Origin of the sequence: Pseudoxanthomonas broegbernensis (genome assembly GCF_014202435.1) — a bacterium.
Taxonomy (GTDB): domain Bacteria; phylum Pseudomonadota; class Gammaproteobacteria; order Xanthomonadales; family Xanthomonadaceae; genus Pseudoxanthomonas; species Pseudoxanthomonas broegbernensis.
In genome coordinates this window covers 144,420-160,612 of the sequence record NZ_JACHGU010000005.1, presented here as the reverse complement: position 1 = coordinate 160,612, position 16,193 = coordinate 144,420, and the positions used below count along the sequence as shown (strand labels likewise).

Below are 16,193 nucleotides of genomic sequence, written 5' to 3'. Positions count from 1 at the left end.
CGTTCCGCGCCCGGCGTCGCCGGGTCCCCGTCTCCCCTCCACGGACCCTGACCCATGCGCCGCTTCAACCTCTCGGAGTGGGCGCTGAACAACCGCGGCCTGGTGCTGTACACCATGATCGCCGCGGCCTTGATCGGCACCTGGTCGTACCTTCGCCTGGGCCAGAGCGAAGACCCGCCGTTCACCTTCAAGGCGATGGTGGTGCGCACGCTGTGGCCGGGCGCCACCGCCGAGGAGGTGGCCCTGCAGGTCACCGAGCGCATCGAGAAGGCGGTGATGAACACCGGCCGCTACGAGTTCGTGCGCGCCTATTCGCGCCCGGGCGAGTCGCAGGTGATCTTCATGGCGCGCGACTCGATGAAGTCCAGGGACGTGCCGGAGCTGTGGTACCAGATCCGCAAGAAGGTCGGCGATGTCCGCGCCACCCTGCCCGAGGGCGTGGTCGGCCCGTTCTTCAACGACGAGTTCGGCGACACCTTCGGCAACATCTACGCGCTGACCGGGCCGGGCTTCGACTACGCCATCCTCAAGGACTACGCCGACCGCATCCAGTTGGAGCTGCAGCGGGTGCCGGACGTGGGCAAGGTCGAGCTGCTCGGCCTGCAGGACGAGAAGATCTGGATCGAGATCGACAACACCAAGCTGGCCACCCTGGGCATCCCATTGCAGGCGGTGCGGCAGGCGCTGGAAGGGCAGAACGCGGTGGTGCCGGCCGGCTTCTACGAGACCGGCTCCGAGCGCGTGCAACTGCGCGTGGACGGCCCGTTCCGCAGCGTGGAGGAGATCCGCGCGTTCCCGGTGAGCGCCGGCGGGCGCACCATCCGCCTGGCGGACGTGGCCCGGGTGCATCGCGGCTTCGCCGACCCGGCCGCGCCGCGGATGCGCTTCATGGGGCAGGACGCCATCGGCATAGCGGTGGCGATGAAGGACGGCGGCCACATCCTGCGCCTGGGCGAGGAGCTGGAGGCGCGGTTCGCCCGCCTGCGCGACACGCTGCCGGCGGGCATGGCGCTGGGCAAGGTCTCCGACCAGCCGCAGGCGGTGCGCGACTCGGTGGGCGAGTTCGTGCGCGTGCTGGCCGAGGCGGTGACCATCGTCCTGCTGGTCAGCTTCTTCTCGCTGGGCTTCCGCACCGGCCTGGTGGTGGCGGTGTCCATCCCGCTGGTGCTGGCGATGACCTTCGCCACGATGCACTACTTCGGCATCGGCCTGCACAAGATTTCCCTGGGCGCGCTGGTGCTGGCGCTGGGGCTGATGGTGGACGACGCGATCATCGCGGTGGAGATGATGGCCATCAAGATGGAGCAGGGCTTCGACCGCCTGCGCGCGGCCAGCTTCGCCTGGGAGTCCACCGCCTTCCCGATGCTCACCGGCACCCTGATCACCGCCGCCGGCTTCCTGCCCATCGCCACCGCCGCCTCCAGCACCGGCGAGTACACCCGCTCGCTGTTCCAGGTGGTGACCATTGCCCTGCTGGTGTCGTGGGTGGTGGCGGTGCTGTTCATCCCGTACCTGGGCGACAGGATGCTGCCGGACCTGGCCCATCCGCGGCCGCCCCGGCCCGGCAGCCTGGCCGCGCGCCGCCGCGCCTGGCGCGAGCGCCTGGCCGACCGCTGGCCGCAGTACGCCGCCGTGCTGGAGCCGGCGCCGCTGGACGGCCACCATCGCGACCCGTACCAGCGCCCGTTCTACGTGCGCTTCCGCCGCCTGCTCGATGCCTGCCTGCGCCGGCGCTGGTGGGTGATCGCGGCGACGGCGGCGCTATTCGTGCTGTCGCTGCTGATGTTCCGCTTCGTGCCGCAGCAGTTCTTCCCGGACTCGACCCGGCCCGAGCTGATGATCGACCTGGAACTGGCCGAGGGCGTGTCGCTGCGCGCCACCGAGGCCCAGGCCAGGAAGCTGGAGGCCCTGCTGCAGGGGCGCGAGGGCGTGGACAACTACGTGGCCTACGTGGGCACCGGCTCGCCGCGCTTCTATCTGCCGCTGGACCAGCAGTTGCCGGCGACCAACTTCAGCCAGTTCGTGGTGCTGGCGCACGACATCCACGCGCGCGAGGAACTGCGCGACTGGCTGCTCAGGGACGTGGTGCCGCAGTTCCCCGAGCTGCAGATGCGCGTCACCCGCCTGGAGAACGGCCCGCCGGTCGGCTACCCGGTGCAATTCCGCGTCTCCGGCGAGCACGTCGCCCAGGTGCGCGCCATCGCCCGCCAGGTCGCCGAGAAGGTGCGCGCCAACCCGCACACCGTCAACGTCAACCTGGACTGGGACGAGCCGAGCAAGGTGGTCCGCCTGGAAGTGGACCAGGACCGCGCCCGTGTGCTGGGCGTGAGCAGCGCGCAACTGGCGCAGTTCCTGTCCGCGCAGTTGTCCGGCTACGGCGCCAGCACCTACCGCGAGGGCAACGAGCTGGTCGGCATCATGCTGCGCGGCGGCGAGGGCGACCGCGCGCAACTGGAGATGCTCGGCAGCCTGGCCATCCCCACGGGCGATGGCGGCAGCGTGCCGTTGTCGCAGATGGCGCGGCTGCGGCACGTGTTCGAGGACGGCATCATCTGGCACCGCGACCGCCTGCCCACGATCACCGTGCGCGCCGACATCGGCGACGAGCTGCTGCCGGCGGCGGTGACCGCGCAGGTCGACCCCACCCTGGACGATCTGCGCGCGCAGTTGCCGCAGGGCTACCTGTTGCAGGTGGGCGGCTCGGTGGAGGACTCCGCGCGCGGCCAGGATTCGATCAAGGCCGGCATGCCGCTGTTCCTGATCGTGGTGGTCACCCTGCTGATGCTGCAGTTGCGCAGTTTCTCGCGCACGCTGATGGTGCTGGTCACCGCGCCGCTGGGGCTGATCGGCGCGACCTGGTTCCTGCTCGTCTTCCGCATGCCGTTCGGCTTCGTGGCGTTGCTGGGCACCATTGCCCTGGCCGGCATGGTGATGCGCAACTCGGTGATCCTGGTGGACCAGATCGAACAGGACATCGCCGCCGGGCACGACCGCTGGCACGCGATCGTCGATGCGACGGTGCGCCGGTTCCGGCCGATCGTACTGACCGCGCTGACCGCGGTGCTGGCGATGATCCCGCTGTCGCGCAGCGCGTTCTACGGCTCGATGGCGGTGGCGATCATGGGTGGGCTGGTGGTGGCCACCGCGCTGACCCTGCTGTTCCTGCCGGCGCTGTACGCGGCCTGGTTCCGGGTGAAGCCGGAGGAGGCGGCGGGTTGACGGAAGCCGGACGTCGAAAGCCGAAAGCCGAAAGCCGAAAGCCGAAAGCCGAAAGCCGAAAGCCGAAAGCCGAAAGCCGAAAGCCGAAAGCCGAAAGCCGAAAGCCGAAAGCCGGTGAGATGGCAGCGGCACTCCGATGCAATGCCTGCCGCCGCTCGTGCCCCCCGGCATCGGCCCGCGGCCGCTGCCTCCTCCTTTACCTCCCGTCGGCAGGCATTGCATCGGAGCGCTTCGAGAGGGCCGGCGGTTTTTTACGAGGGCGCCGGCCATGCGTGGAAGGTCCGCGGTGATCCCGCCTGACCGGAAGTAAAGGAGGAGGTGCCGGCCGTAGGCCGGTACCGGGGGACATGGAGGTCGGGCGGGATCACCGCGGACCCTCGGCAACCTTGCCGCCGCTTTTCGCGCAGATCTGCAAATCAGGACGACGAGGCCTCTTCCTCCAGCAGTCCGACGAACGCCTGCGCCGCGCGCGAGAGCGTGCGGCCGCCATGCACCACGTAGCCCAGCCGCCGCGCAAGCTGCACGCCCGGTACCGGCAGCACCTGGACCTGGGCGTCGAGCAGGGTATGCGGCAGCGCGCTCCAGGCCAGGCCGACGGAGACCATCATCTTGATCGTCTCCATGTGGTTGGTGGTCATGCGCACCTGCAGCGCCAGCCCGCGCCGGGCGAAGGTCTGCGCCACGATGCGGTGGGTGAAGGTGTTGGGGTCCGGCAGCACCGCCGGGTGGGCGGCGATGTCGGCCAGCGTTGCCTTCGGCAGCCGCGCCAGCGGGTGGTCGGGGGCGACCGCGAACTGCAGCGGGTCGTGCCAGACCAGGGCCGAGCGCAGCGGCGCCTCGGTCGGGCCGAGCGTGGTCACCGCCACCTCCACCTCGCCTTGCAGCACCTGGTTATAGGCCTGCTCCGAATCCATGAAGCGGATGTCCAGCGCCGCGCGCGGATGCTGCGCGGTGAAGCGGCGCAGCAGCGCCGGCAGCCGGTGCAGGCCGACGTGGTGGCTGGTGGCCAGGCTGAGCCGGCCGCCGATGTCCTGGTCCAGGTCCTGCAGCGCGCGCCGCGCCGCCTCGCCCTCGGCCAGTATCTGCCGGGCGCGGGGCAGCAGCAGGCGCCCGGCCTCGGTCAGCACCACCTGCCGGCCGAGGCGGTCGAACAGGCGCGCCCGCAGCGACTCCTCCAGCAGGGCGATGCGCTTGCTCACCGCCGGCTGGGTCAGGTGCAGGGATTCGGCGGCGGCCGAGAAGCCGCCCTGGTCGGCCACCGCGACGAAGGCGGTGAGGTTGGCCCAGTCCATGATAATTCCCAATAGGAATCGAATGGATAAAAAATATGCATTTGAGTTATCGATTGCAAGGCGGCAGGATGATTCCCCAGCCGGCGGGGTCCGCATTCCCGCCACCGCCAGACACGATCCGAGGCAGCGCATGGCCGGCAAGACCCTGTACGACAAGCTGTGGGAGATGCACGAGGTGACCCGTCGCGACGACGGTTCCTCGCTGATCTACATCGACCGCCACATCCTGCACGAGGTCACCTCGCCGCAGGCCTTCGAGGGCCTGCGCCTGGCCGGGCGCAAGCCGTGGCGGATCGACGCCAACATCGCCACCCCGGACCACAACGTGCCCACCACCCGCGCCGAGCGCGCCGGGGGCCTGCAGGCGATCGTCGACGAGGTCTCGCGCTTGCAGGTGCAGACCCTGGGCGAGAACTGCGACGACTTCGGCATCCTCGAGTTCAAGATGAACGACGTGCGCCAGGGCATCGTCCACGTGGTCGGCCCCGAGCAGGGCGCCACCCTGCCGGGCATGACCGTGGTCTGCGGCGATTCGCACACCTCCACGCACGGCGCGTTCGGCGCATTGGCGCACGGCATCGGCACCTCCGAGGTCGAGCACGTGCTGGCCACTCAGTGCCTGGTCGCCAAGAAGATGAAGAACATGCAGGTGCGGGTGGAGGGCACGCTGCCGTTCGGCGTGACCGCCAAGGACGTCGTGCTGGCGATCATCGGGAAGATCGGCACCGCCGGCGGCAACGGCCACGCGCTGGAGTTCGCCGGCAGCGCCATCCGCGACCTGTCGGTCGAAGGCCGCATGACCATCTGCAACATGTCCATCGAGGCCGGCGCGCGGGTGGGCATGGTGGCGGTGGACCGGAAGACCATCGACTACGTGAAGGGCCGTCCGTTCGCGCCGAAGGGCGCGGACTGGGACAAGGCGGTGGCGGTGTGGGAGACGCTGGTGTCCGACCCGGACGCGCGCTTCGACACCGTGGTCGAGCTGCGCGCGGAGGACATCAAGCCGCAGGTGAGCTGGGGCACCTCGCCGGAGATGGTGCTGGCGGTGGACCAGAACGTGCCCGATCCCGAGCGCGAGGCCGATCCGGTGAAGAAGGACTCCATCAACCGCGCGCTCAAGTACATGGGCCTGCGCGCCAACCAGCCGATCACCGACATCCGTCTGGACCGGGTGTTCATCGGCTCCTGCACCAACTCGCGGATCGAGGACCTGCGTGCGGCGGCGGAAGTGGCCAAGGGCCGCAAGGTCGCCTCCAGCGTGAAGCAGGCGCTGGTGGTGCCGGGCTCGGGCCTGGTCAAGGCCCAGGCCGAGGCCGAAGGGTTGGACAAGGTGTTCATCGAGGCCGGCTTCGAGTGGCGCGAGCCGGGCTGCTCGATGTGCCTGGCGATGAACCCCGACAAGCTGGGCGCCGGCGAGCATTGCGCCTCCACGTCCAACCGCAACTTCGAGGGCCGCCAGGGCGCCGGCGGGCGCACCCACCTGGTCAGCCCGGCGATGGCCGCCGCCGCCGCGGTGGCCGGCCACTTCGTCGACGTGCGCGACCTGGCGTTCCAGAACTGAGCGGGCCCGAGGAGAACAAGCGATGAGAGCCTTCACCACCCACACCGGCCTGGTCGCCCCGCTCGACCGCGCCAACGTCGACACCGACCAGATCATCCCCAAGCAGTTCCTGAAATCGATCAAGCGTTCGGGCTTCGGCCCGAACCTGTTCGACGAGTGGCGCTACCTGGACGTGGGCGAGCCGGGGCAGGACAGCTCCAACCGGCCGCTCAACCGGGACTTCGTGCTGAACTTCCCGCGCTACCGCGGCGCCAGCGTGCTGCTGGCGCGCGAGAACTTCGGCTGCGGTTCCTCGCGCGAGCATGCGCCGTGGGCGCTGGACGAGTATGGCTTCCGCGCGATCATCGCGCCGAGCTTCGCCGACATCTTCTTCAACAACAGCTTCAAGAACGGGCTGCTGCCGATCGTGCTGGAGGACGACGAGGTCGATGCGCTGTTCGCGCAGTGCGAGGCGACCGAGGGCTATGCGCTCACGGTGGACCTGGCCGCGCAGACGGTGACGCGCCCGGACGGGGTGCAGTACCGCTTCGAGATCGACGCCTTCCGCAAGCACTGCCTGTTCAACGGCCTGGACGATATCGGCCTGACCCTGCAGGAGCGCGACGCGATCGCCGCGTTCGAGGCGCGGCACAGGGTCGCGCAGCCCTGGCTGTTCGGCGCGGTGGGCTGACGTCGGGGGCTTGGCTTCCTGGCCTGGGTGTTGGGCGGGCGATGGGATGCGGCGTCGGGGCGCCCCGGCGCGATGCCTGCCGCCGCTCATGTCCCCCGGTTCCGGCCTGCGGCCGGAACCTCCTCCTTGACTTCCCGTCAGCAGGCATCGCACCGGGGCGCTTCACGGTGGCGAGCCGTTCCCAAGGAGACGGCGCTGTTGGCCGATAGAAGCCACGTCCCCGAAGCTCGCCGAGGACGTCGTGTCCCGGGGGTAGGGCGCAAGTGGCACAGGGATGTGCCACGACCCGAGTAAAGGCAGGAGGCCGTCCCGAGGGGGGCGCCCTACTCCCGGGACACGGCGGCCCCGTCCGAAAGCCGCGCTCTTGCTTCAAGCTTCAACCCCGATTTCCCAGGCGCGAAAACGAAGACGCCGCCAGAAGGCGGCGTCTTCGCGTGCGCGGGAGCGCGAGGGCTCAGTACACGCCCTGTGCCAGCATCGCGTCGGCCACCTTCACGAAGCCGCTGATGTTGGCGCCGTCCACGTAGTTGATGCTGCCGTCCTTGCGCTTGCCGTGGCGCACGCAGTTGCCGTGGATGTCCTTCATGATGGCGTGCAGGCGCTCGTCCACCTCGGCGTGGTGCCAGGACAGGCGCAGCGCGTTCTGGCTCATTTCCAGGCCCGAGGTGGCCACGCCGCCGGCGTTGGAGGCCTTGCCCGGCGCGTACAGCGTGCCCGATTCCAGGAACACGTCCACCGCCTCCAGGGTGGAGGGCATGTTGGCGCCCTCGGCCACGCAGACCACGCCGTTGCCGACCAGGGTGCGGGCGTCGTCCTCGTCCAGTTCGTTCTGGGTGGCGCAGGGCAGGGCGATCTGCGCGGGGATGTGCCACGGGCGCTTGCCCGGCAGGTACTCGAAGCGCGGGTCCTCGCCCAGCTCGGCCAGGCGGCCGCGGCGCAGGTTCTTCAGGTCCGACACCTGGGCGATGGCCTCGGCATCGAAGCCGTCGCGCGCGTAGAGCGTGCCGTCCGAGTCGCTGAAGGTCAGCACCTTGCCGCCCAGCTCGGTGGACTTGATCGCCGCGTACTGGGCCACGTTGCCCGAGCCGGAGATCAGCACGCTGGCGCCGTGGGTCTGCCGGCTGGCGTACTGCAGCATCTGCTCGACGAAGTACACCGTGCCGTAGCCGGTGGCCTCCGGCCGCATCAGGCTGCCGCCATAGGCGATGCCCTTGCCGGTGAACACGCAGCCGGCCTGGTTGGACAGCTTCTTCATCATGCCGGCCATGTAGCCGACCTCGCGCGCGCCCACGCCGATGTCGCCGGCCGGCACGTCGGTATCCGGGCCCAGATGGCGGTACAGCTCCAGCATCAGCGCCTGGCAGAAGCGCATCACCTCGCCGTCGCTCTTGCCCTTGGGGTCGAAGTCCGAGCCGCCCTTGCCGCCGCCCATGGGCAGCGTGGTCAGCGCGTTCTTGAAGGTCTGCTCGAAGGCCAGGAACTTCAGGATCGACAGGTTCACCGACGGGTGCAGGCGCATGCCGCCCTTGAACGGACCGATGGCGCAACTGTGCTGCACGCGCCAGCCGCGGTTGACCTGCACCTGGCCGTGGTCGTCGACCCAGGAAATCCGGAACTGGATCACCCGCTCGGGCTCGACCAGGCGCTCGATCAGGCCTTCGCGGGCGTATTCCGGGTGGCGCTCCAGGAACGGCCACAGGCTAGCGGCGACTTCGCGTACCGCCTGCAGGAATTCGGGCTGGTGCGGATCGCGGCGTTGGACCCGTTCGAGAAACTCTTCCCTGGAACCTGGCACTGGCATACCTCTTTCTCCCCTTTGCTGGATGTCGATGTGATGTCTTGGTCGCGCGCGGCCGGTCAGGCGCCGAGCCGGTCGATCACCGCCTGGGCGGCCTGGCCGGTGGACAGGGCGCGCCCGGGCGCGGCGAGGTCGGCGGTGAAGGCCTGCGCGTGCAGCGCGGCGTCCACCGCGGCCTCGATGGCGGCGGCCTCCTGCTCCAGCCCCAGCGAGTGGCGCAGCAGCAGCGCGGCGCTCAGGATGGTGGCGTACGGGTTGGCGATGCCCTTGCCGGCGATGTCCGGCGCCGAGCCGTGGATCGGCTCGTAGATCCCGGCCTTGCCGGCGCCCAGCGAGGCCGAGGGCAGCAGGCCCAGCGAGCCGGCCAGCATCGAGGCCTCGTCGGTGAGGATGTCGCCGAACATGTTCTCGGTGACGATCACGTCGTAGGCGCGCGGCTTGGACAGCAGGTGCATGGCCATCGAGTCCACCAACTGGTGCTCCACGGCCACGTCGGGGAATTCCTCGCGCATCACCCGCGCGGCGACGTCGCGCCACAGGCGCGAGGTCTCCAGCACGTTGGCCTTGTCCACCGAGGTCAGGTGGCCGCGGCGGCTGCGCGCCAGCTCGGCCGCGCGGCGCACCACGCGCTCGACCTCGGCCACGGTATAGCGGCACAGGTCGGTGGCGTCGGTGTCGCTGCGGGTCTTGTCGCCGAAGTAGATGCCGCCGGTCAGCTCGCGCACGACCATGATGTCCACGCCTTCCAGCAGCTCGGACTTGATCGGCGAGGCGCCCAGCGCCGCGGCGTGCGGGCGCACCGGGCGCAGGTTGGCGAACAGGCCCATGCCCTTGCGGATCGCCAGCAGGCCCTGCTCCGGGCGCACCTTGGCGTTGGGGTCGGACCACTTCGGCCCGCCCACCGCGCCCAGCAGCACCGCGTCGGCCTTCTGCGCCGCTTCCAGGGTGGCGGCCGGCAACGGCTGGCCGTGGCGGTCGATGGCGATGCCGCCGATGTCGTGCTCGTGGAAGGCGAAGTCGTGGCCGTGGCGGCGGGCCACCGCTTCGAGCACCGGCAGCGCGGCGGCGATGATTTCGGGACCGATGCCGTCTCCGGGCAGAACGACGATGTCAGCGTGCATGGGCGTGGATCTCGTGGAAGCGATGGAAGAGAAAGGCGGCGGCGGCCCGGGGGCACGCGCGAAGCGGGAGGCGCCGAACGCCCGCATGCCGGCCGCAAGGCGGCGTCGGAAGCGGGCCGTTGCCGGTCAGCCGGACGATTTTCGCGAACCGTGGCCGGCGGCGGCGGGGATGTCCGGCGGCCGCCGTTTGCCCGGCGCGTCCTGGGGCGCGTCGTCCGGCGCCGGGGCGCCGTTGTGCGGATGGGGGGTGTCGGACCGCCGGCGCGAGAGCGCGCGGTACACCGCCGCGTCGAAGGTCAGCGCGGCTGCCTGGGTGCTTTCGGCCGGCATCAGGTGTCGTTCCCGTGGCCGGTTCCGGCACGGCGCCGCGCGGGCGGCGGCGCGAGGAGGATGCAGGCGCCGCGGCCATGCGCACGGTCGCGCAGCGGCGGCCATGCGGATCGTCCCGCGAGCGGGGCGGTGGCGAGCGGCATGCCCATGGATCAGGCGGTGGCCAACTGTTCGCTGGCGGTGCCGCGGCGCTGGCGCAGCAGGCGGTTGGCCACGTCCAGCCAGGCCAGCGCGCTGGCCTCGATGATGTCGCGGCTGGTGCCGGTGCCTTCGTACTCGGTGTCGCCGTGGCGCACGCTCAGGCTGGCCTCGCCGCGCGCGTCGGCGCCCAGGCCGACGCTGTGCACCTGGTAGCTTTCCAGGCTCAACTGCACACCGGTGGCGGCGGCCAGCGCGGCGAACAAGGCATCGACCGGGCCATCGCCCTCGGCGGTCTCGGCCACGCGGCGGCCGTCCGGGTCGGACAGCTCGACGGTGGCGCTGGCGCGCTGGCCCAGGTCGCTCAGGGTCAGCGAGGCCAGGCGGTAGCCGTCGCCGTCGCCGTCGCCGGCGCCGTGCATCAGGGTCTGCAGGTCCGAGTCGGTGACCACGCGCTGCTGTTCGCACAGGGCCTTGAAGTCGGCGAAGACCAGTTCCAGCTCGGTCTCCTCCAGGTAGTAGCCCAGTGCGCGCAGGCGCTGCTCGACCGCGGCGCGGCCGCTGTGCCGGCCCAGCACCATCTGCGTGTCGGCCCAGCCCACGTCCTGCGGGTGCATGATCTCGTAGGTGCCGCGGTGGCGCAGCATGCCGTGCTGGTGGATGCCCGACTCATGGGCGAAGGCGTTGCTGCCCACCACCGCCTTGTTGCGCTGCACGGGCATGCCGATCAGGCGCTGCAGCAACTGCGAGGTCGGCACCAGGCGGCGGGTGTCCACGCCGGTGTCGGCCTCGAAGAACGCGCCGCGCACCTTCAGCGCCATCACGATTTCCTCCAGCGCGCAGTTGCCGGCGCGCTCGCCGATGCCGTTGATGGTGCACTCCACCTGGCGGGCGCCGCCCTCGATGGCGGCCAGGGTGTTGGCCACGGCCAGGCCCAGGTCGTTGTGGCAGTGCGCGCTGAAGACCACCTTATCCGCGCCCGGCACGCGGGCGATCAGGCCCCGGAACAGGCTGCGGATCTCCTCGGGGGTGGTGAAGCCCACGGTGTCGGGCACGTTGATGGTGGTGGCGCCGGCGGCGATCGCCGCGGCCACCACCTCGTGCAGGAAGTCCTCTTCGGTGCGGGTGCCGTCCTCGGTGGAGAACTCGATGTCCTCGATGTGGCGCTTGGCGTAGGCCACGCTCTCGGCCACCCGGTCCAGCACCTGTTGCCGGCTCATGCGCAGCTTGTGCTCGCGGTGCAGCGGGCTGGTGGACAGGAACAGGTGCAGGCGCGGCCGCGCGGCCGCCTCCAGGGCGCGCAGGGAGATGTCGATATCCGCCGGCAGGCAGCGCGAGAGCACCGCCAGCACCGGCTCGCGCAGCTCCTTGCCGATCAGGGCCATGGCGTCGCGGTCGGACTGCGAGCTGGCCGGGAAGCCGGTCTCGATGATGTCCGCGCCCAGCTCGGCCAGGGCGCGGGCCATCACCACCTTCTGCGGCGGGGTCATGCTGCAGCCCGGCGACTGCTCGCCGTCGCGCAGGGTGGTGTCGAATACCCGGATGCGGGCCGGGGAGGCCTGGGGGCTGGCTTGGGACGTGGGCGCGTTCACCAGGTGAACTCCTCTTCGCTGACGGGCTGCGGGACGGTCGGGGCCGCGGCCGCGGAAATGGTGGCGGATGGGGACAGGTTAGCGGTTGGACGGCGCTTTGCCACGGGGGACGTTTTGCGCGCTGCAGCATCGTCGCCGGCGGCGGCCGCCACCGCCTCGCCGGTGCGCCGCCGCGGCCGGCGCGGCGGCCGCGGCCGGACCTCGGACAGCAGGGTGGCCAGGGTGGCCGCGTCGATGTTGCCGCCGGAGACCACCGCGCACTTGCGCTTGCCGGCCACCCGGCGCCCGGCGGCCAGGGCCAGGGCGCCGGCGCCCTCGGCGATCAGGTTCTCCTCCAGCGCCAGCCGCACCAGGGTCTCGCGAAGCTCGGCCTCGCGCACGATGACCACGTCGTCGAGCAGGCGCGTGCACAGGCGGCGGGTGAGGAAGCCGGGCACCTTGACCCGCACGCCGTCGGCCAGGGTGCGGACCGGATCGACGAGGGTGGTGTCGCCCTTGATCGCCCGGGCCATGGCGTCCACGCCCTCGACCTGGGCGCCGACCACGCGTACGCCCTGCGACTTCAGGGCCAGGGCCACGCCGGAGGCCAGGCCGCCGCCGCCGATGGGGACTATGACCACGTCCGGCGCGTGCGGGGCGATCTCGATGCCGATGGTGCCCTGGCCGGCGATCACGTCCGGGTCGTCGAACGCGGACAGGAAGCGGTAGTCGTTCTGCTCGGCCAGTTGCAGCGCGAAGGCGTAGGCCTCGTCGTAGCTGTCGCCGTGCTGGCGCACGGTGGCGCCCCAGTGGGCCACGCCGGCGATCTTGTTCTCCGGAGCGCCGTGCGGCATCACCGTGATCGCCTGCACGCCCAGGCGGTAGGCGGCCCAGGCCACGCCCTGGGCGTGGTTGCCGGCCGAGGCGCAGATCACCGGGCGGCGGTCGCCGCGCTCCTGCGCGGCCAGCATGGCGTTGAGCGCGCCGCGCACCTTGTAGGAGCCGGTGCGCTGCAGGTTCTCCAGCTTCAGCATCACCCCGAAGCGCTCGGCCAGGTGCATCGGCGTGACCGGCAGGTAGCGGCGCAGCCGCGACTGCGCGGCCAGCACCTCGGCCACGCCGACGTCGCCGACGTCGGGCTCCCCGCCGCCGGCGCTGGCGCGGCCCGAATCAGGCATCACGGACATGGCGGGCATGGCTGCCGGCTCGCGGGCGATGGCGAAGAAGACACCTCCGCACCACTGCCTCCGCACGGGCGGCAGTGGCGGCGGGGAAGGCGGCCGGGCGGGTGTTCACGGCGCCGCCTCGGCCGTCGCCGGGACGCCTTCCACCGGCACGATCTCGACCGACTCGCAGTCGTACACCTTCTGCAACTGGCGCTTGAGCGTCTCGGCCGGGCGGCCGCCGTCGACCACCAGTTGCAGGCGCCAGCGGCCGTCGTTGGCGTCCGGGCCGCCGTTGATCGCGCGCGGGGCGAAGCCGCGGCGTTCGGTCATCCCGATCACCCGGACCAGCGCGCCCTCCACGGGCTTCAGCACCAGGTCAAGCCGGTAGAGCATGCGCGGGCTCCGTGCGTTGTTCGTTGGGGTTGGAATCCAGCATCGTGCTGTTGGCGGTGTTGGGCGGCACCAGCGGCCAGACGTTGGCGCGGGCGTCGATCACCACGTGCAGCAGGCCGGGGCCCGGCGCGGCCAGCAGTTCGGCCAGCGCGCCTTCCACGTCGGCACGCCGGTCGATGCGGGTGGCGGGGATGCCGCACACCCGCGCCAGCGCGCCGAAGTCCGGGTTGTCGGACAGGTCGATCTCGCTGTAGCGCTTGTCGAAGAACAGCTCCTGCCACTGCCGGACCATGCCCAGCGAGCTGTTGTCCAGCAGGATCATCTTCACCGGCAGCTTGCAGCGGGCCACGGTGACCAGCTCCTGCACGTTCATCATGAAGCTGCCGTCGCCGGAGACCAGCACCACCGGCCGGTCCGGGCAGGCGAACTGCGCGCCCAGCGCCGCCGGCAGGCCGAAGCCCATCGTGCCCAGCGCGCCGGAGGTCAGGTGGTTGCGCGGGTGGTTGAAGCGACAGTGCTGGGCCACCCACATCTGGTGCTGGCCCACGTCGCAGGCGATCACCGCGTCGGGCGACAGCTCGCTCAGGCGCTTGAGCAGCGCTGGGGCGTAGATGTCCTGGCCGGGGGCGTCGTAGCGCGCGGCGTGCTTCTCGCGCAGGCCGTCGCAGCGCTGGCGCCATGCCTGCTGCGCCGGGCTGGCGACGGCCGGGGCGGCGGCAGTCAGCGCATGCAGGCCGGCGGCCACGTCGCCGGGCAGGGCGACGTCGGCGGTGCGCAGCTTGGAGATCTCGTAGGCGTCCGCGTCCAGGTGGACGACGCGGGCGAACGGCGCGAACTCAGCCAGCTTGCCGGTGGCGCGGTCGTCGAAGCGGGCGCCGACCACCACCAGCAGATCCGATTCCTGCACGGCGATGTTCGCCGCGCGGGTGCCGTGCATGCCCAGCATGCCCAGGAACTGCGGGTGGTTGCCCGGCAGCGCGCCCAGGCCGCGCAGGGTCAGCACGGTCGGGATGCCGGTGGCTTCCACGAACCGGCGGAACGGCCCCACCGCATCGGCGATGCCGATGCCGCCGCCGCCGTAGATCACCGGCTTCTCGGCCGCGGCGATGGCGGCGATGGCCTGCGCCAGCGTCGCGTCGGCCGGGGCGGGCTCGCCCTCCACCGGCGCCGGCGCGTGCGCGGGCAGGTGGGCGGCGTTGCCCACCTGCACGTCCTTGGGCAGGTCGATCAGCACCGGGCCGGGACGGCCCTGGCGGGCCAGGCGGAAGGCCTCGGCCAGCACGTTGGGCAGTTCGTCCACGCTGCGCACCAGGAAGCTGTGCTTGACGATCGGCATGGTCATGCCGAACACGTCCAGTTCCTGGAACGCGTCGGTCCCCAGCAGCGAGGTGGCGACCTGGCCGGTGATGCACACCATCGGCACCGAGTCCAGCATCGCGTCGGCGATGCCGGTCACCAGGTTCGAGGCGCCCGGGCCGGAGGTGGCCACGCACACGCCGACCCTGCCGCTGGCGCGGGCGTAGCCGTTGGCGGCCAGCGCCGCGCCCTGCTCGTGGCGGACCAGGATGTGGCGCAGTCCCGAGTCCACCAGCGCATCGTAGAACGGCATGATCGCGCCGCCCGGATAGCCGAAGATGGTGTCCACTCCCTCGGCCTCCAGCGCGTGCGCGACCCAGGCCGCGCCATTGCGCAGCCCGGCCGCTTTCGCTGTCGGGGATTTGGCGTTCATGCGGCGGCGGTCTTCTGGTCGGTCGTGTCGTCGGTGTCGGGCTGCGAAGCGTTGGCCTGCAGCCACACCATCTTGGCGCGCAGCTCCTTGCCCACCTTCTCGATCGGGTGGTCCAGGTCGGCCTGCTTGAACTTGTTGTAGTTCGGCAGGCCGGCTTCGTACTCGGCCACCCAGTTCTTGGTGAAGGTGCCGTTCTGGATGTCGGTCAGCACGTCCTTCATGCGCGCCTTGACCGAGGCGTCGATCACCCGCGGGCCGCTGACGTAGTCGCCGTACTGCGCGGTCTCGGAGACGAACTCCAGCATGCGGGTGATGCCGCCTTCGTAGAACAGGTCCACGATCAGCTTCAACTCGTGCAGCACCTCGTAGTAGGCGATCTCCGGCTGGTAGCCGGCTTCCACCAGGGTCTCGAAGCCGGCCTGGACCAGCGAGGAGGCGCCGCCGCACAGCACGGCCTGCTCGCCGAACAGGTCGGTCTCGGTCTCTTCCTGGAAGGTGGTCTTGATGATGTTGGCGCGGGCGCCGCCCAGGCCGCCGGCGTAGGTCAGGGCGAACTGCTCGGCCTGGCCGCTCTTGTCCTGGTAGACGGCGTAGATGCACGGCACGCCGCGGCCGATCTCGTACTCGCGGCGCACCAGCGCGCCCGGGCCCTTGGGCGCGACCAGGACCACGTCCAGGTCCGCGCGCGGGGCGATCATGCCGAAGTGCACGTTCAGGCCATGGGCGAACAGCAGTACCGCGCCCTGCTTCATGTTGGCGGCCAGCACCTCTTCGTACAGCTTCTTCTGGACCATGTCCGGGGTCAGCACGGCGACCAGGTCGGCGTCCTTGACCGCCTCGGCCGGGGTCTTGACCGTGAAGCCGTCGGCCTGGGCCTTGGCTTCGGTCGGGCCGCCCGGGCGCAGTCCGACGGTCACGTCGAAGCCGGAGTCGCGCAGGTTCAGCGCGTGCGCGCGGCCCTGGCTGCCGTAGCCGACGATCGCGATCTTGGGCTGGAGGGAGGTGCTGCTGGTCATGGCATGGTCCTGTGCGGAGTTGAAAAGGTTAAATGTGACGTAAAAGGATTGTTTCTGCTGATATTTCCGTGGAACGCTAGACGCAAAACAAAAAACCCCGCGCCTTGCGGTGCGGGGTTTTGCGAATCCGGCTTGTTTCCTTACACGCCGCTTCGTCCCGCACCTGTTGGCGAGGTAATAAGGACGAGG

Annotated in this window: 12 protein-coding genes; 3 read left to right on the top strand and 9 right to left on the bottom strand. The window is 70.7% G+C overall.

From position 1 onward, the window contains the following. The first annotated feature begins 54 nt into the window (after positions 1–54). Positions 55–3,219: an efflux RND transporter permease subunit gene (locus HNR76_RS11485; protein WP_162310278.1), complete on the top strand. Its 3,165-nt coding sequence runs from the start codon at positions 55–57 to the stop codon at positions 3,217–3,219. A gap of 416 nt (positions 3,220–3,635) precedes the next feature. Here the strand turns inward: HNR76_RS11485 and HNR76_RS11480 are convergent, their stop codons facing one another. Next, on the bottom strand, positions 3,636–4,511 hold the full coding sequence (locus HNR76_RS11480) for a LysR family transcriptional regulator (protein WP_162310279.1): 876 nt from the start codon (positions 4,509–4,511) through the stop codon (positions 3,636–3,638). 130 nt (positions 4,512–4,641) lie between these two features. Here HNR76_RS11480 and leuC point away from each other — a divergent pair, with 130 nt between their 5' ends. Both leuC and leuD read left to right on the top strand, forming a co-directional pair. Beyond that, positions 4,642–6,072, top strand: coding sequence for a 3-isopropylmalate dehydratase large subunit (gene leuC / locus HNR76_RS11475; RefSeq protein WP_162310280.1), 1,431 nt, complete (start codon positions 4,642–4,644; stop codon positions 6,070–6,072). 22 nt (positions 6,073–6,094) lie between these two features. Beyond that, positions 6,095–6,742 carry a 3-isopropylmalate dehydratase small subunit gene (leuD, locus tag HNR76_RS11470; RefSeq protein ID WP_162310281.1) on the top strand — a complete coding sequence of 216 codons (648 nt, stop codon included), beginning with the start codon at positions 6,095–6,097 and terminating at the stop codon, positions 6,740–6,742. Positions 6,743–7,196: 454 nt separating this feature from the next. Here the strand turns inward: leuD and gdhA are convergent, their stop codons facing one another. The 8 genes from gdhA to ilvC form a co-directional block, all read right to left on the bottom strand. Beyond that, complete coding sequence (gene gdhA / locus HNR76_RS11465; RefSeq protein ID WP_162310282.1) at positions 7,197–8,543, bottom strand: NADP-specific glutamate dehydrogenase; 1,347 nt, start codon at positions 8,541–8,543, stop codon at positions 7,197–7,199. A 56-nt stretch (positions 8,544–8,599) separates the two neighbouring features. After that, positions 8,600–9,661, bottom strand: coding sequence for a 3-isopropylmalate dehydrogenase (gene leuB / locus HNR76_RS11460; RefSeq protein WP_162310283.1), 1,062 nt, complete (start codon positions 9,659–9,661; stop codon positions 8,600–8,602). 126 nt (positions 9,662–9,787) lie between these two features. Then, on the bottom strand, positions 9,788–9,991 hold the full coding sequence (locus tag HNR76_RS11455; RefSeq protein ID WP_162310284.1) for a hypothetical protein: 204 nt from the start codon (positions 9,989–9,991) through the stop codon (positions 9,788–9,790). Between the two features lie 152 nt (positions 9,992–10,143). Next, a complete protein-coding gene (locus HNR76_RS11450; protein ID WP_162310285.1) occupies positions 10,144–11,721 on the bottom strand; it encodes a 2-isopropylmalate synthase in 1,578 nt (525 codons plus the stop codon). Continuing rightward, positions 11,718–12,878 (bottom strand): threonine dehydratase, encoded by a 1,161-nt coding sequence (locus tag HNR76_RS11445; RefSeq protein ID WP_162310414.1) that lies wholly within the window; start codon positions 12,876–12,878, stop codon positions 11,718–11,720. Before HNR76_RS11445 ends, HNR76_RS11450 begins: the two co-directional genes overlap by 4 nt. Before the next feature lie 114 nt (positions 12,879–12,992). Next, positions 12,993–13,259, bottom strand: a complete 267-nt coding sequence (locus HNR76_RS11440; protein WP_162310286.1) for an ACT domain-containing protein — start codon at positions 13,257–13,259, stop codon at positions 12,993–12,995. Next, the gene (ilvG, locus tag HNR76_RS11435) at positions 13,243–14,988 is read right to left on the bottom strand and encodes an acetolactate synthase 2 catalytic subunit (RefSeq protein ID WP_162310287.1); all 1,746 of its coding nucleotides are present in this window, start codon (positions 14,986–14,988) and stop codon (positions 13,243–13,245) included. The genes HNR76_RS11440 and ilvG overlap by 17 nt, the downstream gene beginning before the upstream one ends. Beyond that, positions 14,985–16,004 carry a ketol-acid reductoisomerase gene (ilvC, locus tag HNR76_RS11430; protein WP_162310288.1) on the bottom strand — a complete coding sequence of 340 codons (1,020 nt, stop codon included), beginning with the start codon at positions 16,002–16,004 and terminating at the stop codon, positions 14,985–14,987. The genes ilvG and ilvC overlap by 4 nt, the downstream gene beginning before the upstream one ends. Positions 16,005–16,193: the final 189 nt, after the last annotated feature.

What these genes read in the sequence shown, in the direction of transcription:
- HNR76_RS11485 (WP_162310278.1), top strand. Translation starts at nt 55, where the DNA reads ATGCGCCGCTTCAACCTCTCGGAGTGGGCGCTGAACAACCGCGGCCTG.
- HNR76_RS11480 (WP_162310279.1), bottom strand. Translation starts at nt 4,511, where the DNA reads ATGGACTGGGCCAACCTCACCGCCTTCGTCGCGGTGGCCGACCAGGGC.
- leuC (WP_162310280.1), top strand. Translation starts at nt 4,642, where the DNA reads ATGGCCGGCAAGACCCTGTACGACAAGCTGTGGGAGATGCACGAGGTG.
- leuD (WP_162310281.1), top strand. Translation starts at nt 6,095, where the DNA reads ATGAGAGCCTTCACCACCCACACCGGCCTGGTCGCCCCGCTCGACCGC.
- gdhA (WP_162310282.1), bottom strand. Translation starts at nt 8,543, where the DNA reads ATGCCAGTGCCAGGTTCCAGGGAAGAGTTTCTCGAACGGGTCCAACGC.
- leuB (WP_162310283.1), bottom strand. Translation starts at nt 9,661, where the DNA reads ATGCACGCTGACATCGTCGTTCTGCCCGGAGACGGCATCGGTCCCGAA.
- HNR76_RS11455 (WP_162310284.1), bottom strand. Translation starts at nt 9,991, where the DNA reads ATGCCGGCCGAAAGCACCCAGGCAGCCGCGCTGACCTTCGACGCGGCG.
- HNR76_RS11445 (WP_162310414.1), bottom strand. Translation starts at nt 12,878, where the DNA reads ATGCCTGATTCGGGCCGCGCCAGCGCCGGCGGCGGGGAGCCCGACGTC.
- HNR76_RS11440 (WP_162310286.1), bottom strand. Translation starts at nt 13,259, where the DNA reads ATGCTCTACCGGCTTGACCTGGTGCTGAAGCCCGTGGAGGGCGCGCTG.
- ilvG (WP_162310287.1), bottom strand. Translation starts at nt 14,988, where the DNA reads ATGAACGCCAAATCCCCGACAGCGAAAGCGGCCGGGCTGCGCAATGGC.
- ilvC (WP_162310288.1), bottom strand. Translation starts at nt 16,004, where the DNA reads ATGACCAGCAGCACCTCCCTCCAGCCCAAGATCGCGATCGTCGGCTAC.